We start from the raw sequence: 9,943 nt of genomic DNA, 5'->3' as shown, positions 1-9,943 counted from the left end.
AGGGCATATGCTATGGGCGAATATGGATATGACTGCTATCGACCTGTAAAACGGGCTGTCTCCCACAAATCGCGACAAATGCCCAACGCCGTGCAAACAATCCGTTCGGGTACTTTCTCGCCTTTCTCTAACAAATCGCACACAGGGCGACACACGACGAAACAGGGTGCTAACCTCGTTGTTCACATAGAAAGGCCGTAATATTCTTCGTCTTCGTCATCTACGTTATCGTCATAACCGTTATCATCGTTATTCAGATAGTCGGAATATGCGTTGTCGAAATCATATTCGATTGACGGCTGAGCATTCGATTTTTCGACAGCCTGCTCATTCTCCTGATTCCCAAGTGAAATCAAGTAATCAAGCATAGTCAGGATACCCTCTGCGGCTTGGCTGTCATAGACTTCTTCATTGATACCACTGCTGTCTGCACCTTCTTTCTGACCGTGAGCCAGCTTTTTCTCACGGATTTTATCTCGTTCTTTGCTGTCAGTCAGGGGCATCATCTTATTGAGCTCATCCAACCTTTTTCCGGCGCTGCTGACGATTTGTTTAGCCAACATAGAGAAAAGAAATCCTATACGGGCAGAATTTACACTCGTCTGAGCGTTGAAATTCATGCTCAAAGCCGTCCTGATAAGCATATTTTTCAGAGACCGAAGCTCGGGATTCTTCTCAATAGGTACGTCTGGTTTATCTTTCGTATCATAGTAAAGACTTAACTTCTCGCGGTTGACCTCATTCCACTTTGCATAGATTTCAGATAAATCACCGTCTTTGGCAAACTCATGCAGAGCGAAATCCACCAGCTTTTTTGTCTTTCTCGGCAGATAGCCGTAGAGCTTCTTTCCCTTCTGCTGCTGAACTTCATCACGGATTTTTCTCAGTAGCAGTAAATAATAATCGGAGTTCGGAACCGATTGCCGTTTTTGAATCTTCTGTAACTGATCAGCCAACTGCTCTTTCAACTGATTCCGATAGCCGGTTTCTATCGTCGCCAGCTTGTATTGCTCGTCGCGGAAGATGTCCTGACCGAAGGCGCGGCGTAGCTCCTTGATTCCTTTCTCGGATAGAAAACCCTCTTGTCCTTTCGAGAAAATAATCAAATGGATATGCGGATGGTGCGTTGTATTATGAAATGCGCCGTACCATTCCAAATCCTCCACCTTGATTCGGTGGGCTTTCGCAATCTCGTTTATATTACGGCGGACAAGATTTTTCCACGCTTCGGCATTGTTGAAATGCAGACGTTCCGCGTCCTCACGCCGCAGACTGACCACTTCCGTCCAGATAACACCGTCATGATTGGCGACCCGATCCGCAATGGTATCAAGGTCAATCGGCATATCAAATTGTGTAAACAATCCGTGAGAGCCGAGCTTTTCAACGCCGGGACGGTTGGAAATATAGCTCACCAAGCCCTTCAATTCATCAGCGCGGTCGGCATATCTTTCAGCGACGGCATCGAGAAACTCGTTGGCGTTCTCTCTTGTCGGCATAGCATAGAAGTCCTCATATTCAAGAAACTTTTTGCTTTGAGGAAAGTGCTTCACCACAGAAAGGATAAGGTCGTGCTGATTTGAAGTCGCAATTTTATATTTCTTGGTGTCCGACAGCTTTTCAACTCCCTCGCGGGTTGCCATATATCTTATGAGGTCAGCGATATCTTTTGCGCTCTTTTGAAAGCGGCATGAGACAATTATCTTAGACATTTTCTTCTCCGTCGATGTAATCTCTCGCCTTTTCCAAGTCGAGGACGCCGTTATGCGCAGCGACGAGTTGCTCTGATACAGCGTTCAAATAGTTCAAAGCGTAGTCGTTGAGGTCGCTGTTACGGGCAGAAAGAATATTGCTTTTGCTCACCTCAACCGCAAGTTTGAACAACATTTCGCTAAGGTTTTCTTCAAACCTACCGAGCACCAGCTTGATATTCTGACTGATGATCGGCGACAAATAGCTGATGTTTTCCTTTTGAGCGCGGTACCCGATGTAGTTATCCACCGCCTCACGCACCAGAGAACTGCGCGTGTAGCCTTGCTCCTTCGACATTATTTCATCCAACTTTGAGAGTTGGTCTTTCGTAAAACTGATAGTTACCTTTTTGTATTCTTCCATGTGTTCCTCCAAAAATATTTCATTTCACACAAACGCCGCAAATACCGAGGACTCCCTCAGCAAACGCCGGATATGTTCTCCAAAAAACTGCACAACGGTCGGCTCTGCCGTCCGATGTCCTTCGCGGGCCGTCCACCAAAGGACGGCTCGCTTTTACCTGCCTAATGAAATCCGTATAATAACAGCGCCGCTGTTCGGAGAATTCAAACCAAACAGCGGCGCATTTTAAATTTTTATTCGTCAGTCATCATGCTGCCCGATGAAAGATCAGGGCTTGGGGTTAGAGCTGGGGTTGGCAGGCATCTCCCAATCATCGGGTACCAACGAGGTCGCAATAACATCCTCTGTAACAAATCTAATAACCTCAAGGAGCGTTGGCTCATAAATTTCTTTGTTCATTCGTTATTCTCCTTTCAAGCTTAGTTAGGTTTGTAGGTGTAGGGGCTGTCTTCGATTCCGTCCGCATAAACATTTCCGCCGATGGTCACGTCGCCGCAGGTACAGAATTTGGCTGCTCCGATGGAGTCGGATTCGTCCCCGCCCTTTGTTGCGGTGACCATTGTGACAGTATCGGTAATTGTAATATTGCCGCAGCTTGCCTCAGTTCCACCTCCGATACCGGGTGCATCTTTACCGCCGATGGCTGTGACTGTACCGCCGTTGATTGTGATATTGCCGCAGGTTGCATCATATCCGCTACCGATACCGGCTGCATCTTCACCGCCGATGGCTGTGACTGTACCGCCGGTGATGGTGATATTACCGCAGGCAGAGAAGCCACTTCCGATACCGGCTGAATTGTTACCGCCGGTGGCAGTAACAGTACCTCCGTTGATAATAATGTTACCGCAGCCTATATAAAAACCGCCGCCGATGCCGCAGCTGTTGCCGTTGGACGAAGCGTTAAGCGAGCCTGTGCCGTTGATGGTAAGGGTGTGGTCTGCGGGAACATAAATGCCCGGATAATCTTCATGTCCGCCCTTGACGGTGTTCGTACCCACTAAGAGGATGGTCGCGTCGCCCAAGGGAGTGATACCGGCGTAATCACCGGTCAGGCTGCTGATCGTCGCGTCTTTTAATGTAACGGTCGCGTTAGCGGCTACGGTGATCTGATAATCGCCGCTAAGCGTACCGGTCAGCACGTCGCCGTTCTGTAATTCCTTATCGCCTTCAAGGGTGCTGAGATCAACGACGTTCTGAGGAGGAACCGGATCGTCGAAGTACGCGTTAGCCGCCTGATTGTAGAGGAACAGCGCTTTGGCGAGGTTCTTCTGAGCGTCGGTCATGCTGCTGCCGATGACAGCCTTGACATAATCGAGGGCAGAGTAGGTGAAGGTTCCGTTGCCAACGGTGAAGCTCTGCTGATCATCCAATTCTGCCGCAGGGATGTCCTCCTTTTGGACATAGTAATAATAGTCGGAACGAACGTCGTCAAACAACGCAGGGTCAAACGAATCGTCATTCTGGGTGAAGTAGAGCCTGAGTGTGTTTTGTGAGAGATAAAGCAGCGAGCTGGTGTAGAACTTCGCGCCGAGGTGTGCTGCGATAGCGTTCAGATCGGAAGTGTCGCCCTTGATGGCATCCTGAACAGCGTCAGCGGTAACGCCGGAGTAATCGGCAGCAGAGTCAAGGTTGCTGTCTGCGCGGTCGGGCTTTACGATCAGAGCGTCGGCAAACACAGTCTGAGCCTCTCCGCCGTAATGGAGCATAGCCGCTGCAAGCGCCTTGAACTCATCAGCCTTATCAGCCTTATCCTCGGGGAGATATTCTCCGGGATTTGCATAAACCTTCTCGGCGTACTCCTGTACGCTGTATTCGTCTGTAGCCACCGCTTCATCGTCAACACAGAGAGTCGCGGTGATCTTGTGCGCCATCTGAGCGGCTACTACGTTGCAGGTTACCTTGTATCCGTCAGCTGTTGCGGTTGCGGGAACAGCAACAGTCGTTTCTTTGCCGTCAACAGTAAATTCAACAGTCTTGGTTCCGTCACAGGTATCAAGAACCGCAGGATTCAGGTAGAAGTTCACGCCGATGTCGCCGCCGAGGGTGACGGTGTGACCGGCAAAGAGCTTGGGAGCAAACTTCGCCATCAGAGTCATATCCTCGCTGATGCTCTGATAGCTGAGAGCAACGTCGGAGGAGTAGAGGGTATCGCCGTTGTACCAGCCGGTGCAGATATAGCCTTCGTCGGGGATCGCGGTGATCTCGCCTGTGTTGTCGGCGGAGGGATAGAATGATACCTCGCCGCCTGTGGCGATATTGATCGAACCGCCTTCAACAATATTAACGGAGTGACCGTCAGCAATAAAGACTTTGGCGCCGTCAGCAACATTACCAGGAGCGGGTATTTCAGTATTATTGCTTGCATCGGTCGCGTTGCCGAAGGTGCCGTTGTCCATCACGACCTTGCCGTTCTCGCCGACGTGGAGGATAAGCTTTGCAGGAGTGGGAGCGGGAGCGTTCACCTTCACGTCGCAGGTCGCGGTCTTGGTCGGATCCGCGTTGGCGGTAGCCACTACCTGTGCTGTGCCGCCCGCAACGCCCTTTGCGTATACGGTCAGTGTTTCGGTAGCGTCAGCGCCGATCTCGGTGGTGCAGTTCTCGTCGGAGTACAGCTTCACAGCGTTCGCTCCGGCGACGCTCCACTTGATCTGCAGATCGGTGGCGTTGGCAGGGCTGATGGTCGCGGTGAAGGAGACGACCGCGTCCTTTTCGATTTCCTGTGCTTCTGACGGGTTGAGAGTTACCTCGCTCACGTTGATGTCAGAGGTATTCAGATAGTAGATCGTGTTGATTGTCGGATTTCCTGTGAAGGTTCCGCCGGTAGTTGCGAACATGCCGAGCATGGCTAAGCTTGCAGTAGTTCCTTGTCCGTCTTCGGGAAGCCTGTACGGAGTATCGTATTCATCCGTTTGTTCAGTTGATACTCTGATACTTGAGCATCCGGAAAACATGTATTGATAGCAACCTGATTTCAGAGTCGTTGCAGGTAACGCAGGCGGCGCGGTCAGGCCTGTGCAGCCATAAAACATGTTGTAATAGCAAGAGTTCGCCAAGGTCGTTGCCGGTAACTCAGGCGCCGTTCTCAGAGCTGTGCAGCCCCTGAACATGGAATTATAGCAATTTATTGCTATGGTCGTCGCAGGTAACGCAGGCGCCGTTTTCAGACCTGTGCAGTCTTGGAACATGTTGGCATAGCAATTTGTTGCTATGGTCGTCGCAGGTAACTCAGGCGCCGTGGTCAGACCTGTGCAGTCTTGGAACATGTTGGCATAGCAGCTACTCGCCAGTTCCGTCAACGGTAACGCAGGCGCAGCGGTCAGACCTGTGCAACCTTTAAACATGCCGTAATAGCAAGAGTTCGCCAAGGTCGTTGCCGGTAACTGCGGCGCCTCGGTCAAGCCTGTGCAGCCGGAAAACATGTAGGAATAGCAAGAGTTCGCCAAGGTCGTTGCCGGTAACAGCGGCGCCTCGGTCAAGCCTGTGCAGCCATTAAACATGTTGTAATAGCAAGTTTCCGCCAGGGTCGTTGCCGGTAACGCAGGCGCCGAGGTCAAACCTTTGCAGCCATTAAACATGCTGGAATAGCAACCTTTCGCCAGTTCCGTCACCGGTAACGCAGGCGCAGTGGTCAGGTTTATGCAGTCTTTAAACATGTTGTAATAGCAAGTTTCCGCCAGGGTCGTTGCCGGTAACGTAGGCGCAGCGGTCAGACCTTCGCAGCCATTAAACATGCCGTAATAGCAAGATTTCGCCATGGTCGTTGCAGGTAACTCAGGCGCAGTGGTCAGACTCTTGCAGTCAAAAAACATGTTATTATAGCAGCTATCCGCCAGTTCCGTCGCAGGTAACGCAGGCGCCGCGGTCAGACTCTTGCAGCAATAAAACATGTTATTATAGCAGCTATCCACCAGTTCCGTCGCCGGTAACGCAGGTGCTGTGGTAATACCTGTGCCGGCAAACATATAGCTATAGCAAGCTTCTGCCAGGGTCGTTGCAGGCAACTCAGGCGCTGTGGTTATGCCTACGCAGTTGTAAAACATGTAGGAATAGCAAGCTTCCGCCAAGGTCGTTGCCGGTAACAGCGGCGCCGCGGTCAGAGCTTTGCAGTCATAAAACATACCATAATAGCAAGTTTCCGCCAGGGTCGTTGCCGGTAACGCAGGCGCAGCGGTCAGACCTTCGCAGCCATTAAACATACCATAATAGCAGCCTGCCGCCAGTGTCGTTGCAGGTAACGCAGGCGCAGCGGTCAGACCTTCGCAGCCATAAAACAGATATCTGAAGCAATATTTCGCCATCACGGAACTCTCGGGTTTCGAATAATCCAGAAGTGTTCTGATGTCACCGCTGCAGGCAACCGTACCCGTTGTGGTAATAGCCCAATGAAAAATTGAAGAGGTACCGCCTGTTATTTTTGTGTTTCCTATTCCGCGGAAATAAAGTACATTACTATCCGAAGAATAGATCGTATTTCCATCCCACGTTGTCCAGGTTTCGGCGTCCGTAGAATACTCTATCGTTCCGTCCCAGTTCGCTTTATAATTAAAGGTATTGATGCTGAATTCCTCCGTGCCGGTAAATGTCAGGTAAGGCGCGATGGTGCCGTCCCCCGCGCTCGCCGTGATCGGCACGATCGCGAACACGCTGACGACCATCAGTATTGATAATATAATACTGACGGGTTTTTTGATTTTAGAAATCATATGGATTCCTCCTTTTCAAAATTGAAAGTTGAAAATTGAAAATTGCGGGTCGCTTCGCCCCGAATGATCATCCCGGTTCTTGCCAAACGCCGTTGCTTACAAATTCGGTCGCGGGTGTCCCGCCCTAAATTTTCCACTTTCCATTTTCAATTTTGCATTTTTATAACACTGCCGGTTTCGGTCTGCCCGCTGACCGCATATTTGACAATACCGGGTATTAGAAATATCCAAGCAAATCGGCAAAAGGTTACCATCGTTTGAGAACTTTAGTATAAACACTCCATTATATTTTATCACACATTATATAAATTATATTTGCAAATTAGAATAATTTTGTAGGATAGAAAGTGACATTTTGGAACACTCCGCAGCATTTCAAAGCAGGCTGCCGCTCACAAGCTGCGACAAACGCTTGAAAAAGGCGCAAATGGTTTTGACGGTACTTTCTCGCCTATCTTCAACAAATCGCACACACGGCGAAATACGGCGAAACAGGGTGCTAATCTCGCTGTTCACATATACAACCCGAAATATTCATCTTCATCAGTGGCGTAGCCGTCTGCACCTTCTTTCTGCCCGTGAGCCGGTTTTTTCTCGCGAATCTTTGAGCGCTCTTTTCGTAAAACTGATAGTAACCTTCTTGTATTCTTCCATAGTTTCCTCCTGAAAATATCTCGTTCACACAAACGCCGCAAATACTGAGGACTCCCTCAATAATCACAGCTTGTCTACTCAAAAAACTGCACAACGGTCGGCTCTGCCGTCCGATGTCCTTCGCGGGCCGTCCACCAAAGGACGGCTCGCTTTTACCTGCTTCAAATAATCACCGGCGTTTTGTGCGCCTCACAAAGTGATACTTGCAAAACAGGCTCCCCTCTTTGTTGGCGGATATTTATCACAGGTTGAAGCTGTCAGTCAATCCTACCAGCCTTGTAGTGTCACGCTTGACATAGTAGAGCTCTGTGATTTCCGAGGTCGTATGCCCGAGCAACTCCGCAACTTGCTTTACCGATAATGATTTCACGCTCCCGTCGGGCTGTTTCACGCCGTTGATCAACCGCGTGGCGAATGTGTGCCTGAACGTATGGAGCCCTTTATGCGGAATCCCAATCGCGTCGAGGATTCTGTAGAAGCGATTTCGCATATTGCGTGGGTTGGTGAAGTTTCCGTTCTCGTCCGGGATGAGCGGCGCGTCCTCGCCGAGGTAGACTTCCTTGCGCAAGCGTCGTATCATTTCTACTGCCGTATCATTGAGCGGAACGTCACGCTTACTCGTCTTGCTTTTTAGCTTGCCAACCTTGACTTCCAGCTTTGGCACATATTCCAGACCATCGCGGACATGAACTTCTTTAACACCGCGCTGAAGGTGTATGACCCTGTTTTCAAGGTCAATGTCGCTGTTGATAATACCGCACAATTCGCCTGCCCTAAGACCTGTGTTGAGCATCAGGAAGTATGCCGCCGACTGCTGATAGACAGGTTTGCCATTGGCGAACCGTTTGAAGGCTTCTGCTTTGATTTGCTCCAGCTCCTCGTCTGTGAACACAACCACCATATCACACTGCGGCTTGCTCTCCTTGTTCTGCGCGGCAAGGTAGTTGTCCTTTTTCGTCATATCAATCAGTGACATCGGATTGTTCGGTATCGCGCCTTCCTGATATAGCTGCTTGAAGAACATTTTGAGTAGCGAGTAGGCTTTCTTGCTAGTGGTAAAAGCATAACCCGCGTTCATGTGCTTAGTAAGCAGTTTCTTGATGTCGGCGGGTGTTACGTCGCCGACAGGTTTGTTGCCAATGTAAGGATAGATTTGGTGCTCTGCGGTACATTCGTAGCGGTCATAGGTCGTGCGCTCCACCTCCGGGAACTTATACACCCTCAACCAGTTTTTCATACTCTCTTTCAGCGGCTTGCGAGATTCATCCGAGTTTGCGACCTGCTCGTTGAAATTCTTTACATACTCCGTCATCTTCGCTTGCAGAGTCTTTTTCTTTTTCGAGGAAAAGCTCTTGCGTTGCGTTACGCCAAACTCATCCTTGTAACGCACCAGACCTATCCAACGTCCATCGCTTTTCTGCCAAATGTTGCCGTTGTCCAGTAATTCTCTTTTCATAGTATCAACCTCCTAGTTTTGGTAGCCACAACAATACCACAAGCAGTGGTCAATATCCAGCGAATAGCCTTACAAAATTAGCACCAGATTTTTGTGTATTACCAACCATATTGCTTCAATGAAAAATCCCTATAACTTGGCGTTTGTCAAGCTATAGGGATGAATGATTTATTCTTCTGTCCACACTTATTATATCGTATTTGTAAAACTGTGTCAAGGGCGTTTCCCCGCTATTTTCGTATTACCCAGCCGCATCGCAGCAGCTGAAAAAAGGCGTGCGGTTTTCGAATGCAAAAACGTGGTCGAGCATTGGTCACAGACCACAACAATGACGTGCGAGAATCAGGTACGTCACACGCGATTTTTGAAAAAGTAAAACGCGCATGACGTGCGTATCACACGCGGCAATACAAGTTCTTACTCAAATCGGCGTTTTTGTGTTGAAAAAAGCTTGACAAAACCGCGTGTCTGTGGTATCATAGTCCCTGCAAGTGAGCGAGGCTCACCACGCAGCAACAGAACACTTAGGGGTATAGCTCAGTTGGTAGAGCAGCGGTCTCCAAACGTCAACCGCGGCTTGATTCCCCGCATTATTACTGGATTTCTCAGGCTTGAAGCGTTGGTTTCAAGCCTTTTTTCGTGTTTTGATTTTTGCAAGTCGATAAAGTTATTTATGCAAAATCGAGATCAAAACCAGCAAAAGATTTCGCTACAGCATCAAAAGACCAGCAATTTTTCATTAGGTTGGAAAGAGCGATTATTCCTCGCCAAAAATCCACGGCTGATACTTTTTAGAGTTAGTTCATCTCAAATTTCATATCGGTCTCGCCCATCGAAAACCAATTAAATTTATTCCTCATCATAAATCTAAATTCTATCCAAATAAAGATTGAAACGCTGCACTCACCAAGTAATGTCAAGTGCAGCGTTCATAGTTTAATTTGTAAATGCTCTCAACCTGTCGTCAGTATTTTTTGCACGTTAGAAAACAGCTTTTCTTTGATTTAGCATC

Annotated in this window: 5 protein-coding genes; all 5 read right to left on the bottom strand. The window is 48.9% G+C overall.

The genetic code is table 11. The features are described from left to right. Window positions 1-182: 182 nt before the first annotated feature. The 5 genes from mobP3 to KQI64_RS05415 all read right to left on the bottom strand — a co-directional run bounded on the left by mobP3 (window position 183) and on the right by KQI64_RS05415 (window position 8,931). On the bottom strand, window positions 183-1,712 hold the full coding sequence (gene mobP3, locus KQI64_RS05430; RefSeq protein ID WP_216523715.1) for a MobP3 family relaxase: 1,530 nt from the start codon (window positions 1,710-1,712) through the stop codon (window positions 183-185). Further along, entirely contained in the window at window positions 1,705-2,115 is a 411-nt protein-coding gene (locus tag KQI64_RS05425) for a CopG family ribbon-helix-helix protein (RefSeq protein ID WP_216523714.1), read from the bottom strand. The genes mobP3 and KQI64_RS05425 overlap by 8 nt, the downstream gene beginning before the upstream one ends. A gap of 267 nt (window positions 2,116-2,382) precedes the next feature. Continuing rightward, window positions 2,383-2,514 carry a hypothetical protein gene (locus KQI64_RS10530; protein ID WP_301282417.1) on the bottom strand — a complete coding sequence of 44 codons (132 nt, stop codon included), beginning with the start codon at window positions 2,512-2,514 and terminating at the stop codon, window positions 2,383-2,385. Between the two features lie 20 nt (window positions 2,515-2,534). Beyond that, a complete protein-coding gene (locus tag KQI64_RS05420; protein ID WP_216523713.1) occupies window positions 2,535-6,821 on the bottom strand; it encodes a leucine-rich repeat protein in 4,287 nt (1,428 codons plus the stop codon). Window positions 6,822-7,716: 895 nt separating this feature from the next. Then, window positions 7,717-8,931, bottom strand: a complete 1,215-nt coding sequence (locus tag KQI64_RS05415; protein WP_216523712.1) for a tyrosine-type recombinase/integrase — start codon at window positions 8,929-8,931, stop codon at window positions 7,717-7,719. Window positions 8,932-9,943: the final 1,012 nt, after the last annotated feature.

This window comes from Lachnoclostridium sp. MSJ-17, from assembly GCF_018918205.1.
In the GTDB taxonomy this organism is placed as follows: Bacteria; Bacillota; Clostridia; order Oscillospirales; family Acutalibacteraceae; genus Ruminococcoides.
This window is presented reverse-complemented; position numbering and strand designations above follow the sequence as displayed.

What these genes read in the sequence shown, in the direction of transcription:
- mobP3 (WP_216523715.1), bottom strand. Translation starts at nt 1,712, where the DNA reads ATGTCTAAGATAATTGTCTCATGCCGCTTTCAAAAGAGCGCAAAAGAT.
- KQI64_RS05425 (WP_216523714.1), bottom strand. Translation starts at nt 2,115, where the DNA reads ATGGAAGAATACAAAAAGGTAACTATCAGTTTTACGAAAGACCAACTC.
- KQI64_RS10530 (WP_301282417.1), bottom strand. Translation starts at nt 2,514, where the DNA reads ATGAACAAAGAAATTTATGAGCCAACGCTCCTTGAGGTTATTAGATTT.
- KQI64_RS05420 (WP_216523713.1), bottom strand. Translation starts at nt 6,821, where the DNA reads ATGATTTCTAAAATCAAAAAACCCGTCAGTATTATATTATCAATACTG.
- KQI64_RS05415 (WP_216523712.1), bottom strand. Translation starts at nt 8,931, where the DNA reads ATGAAAAGAGAATTACTGGACAACGGCAACATTTGGCAGAAAAGCGAT.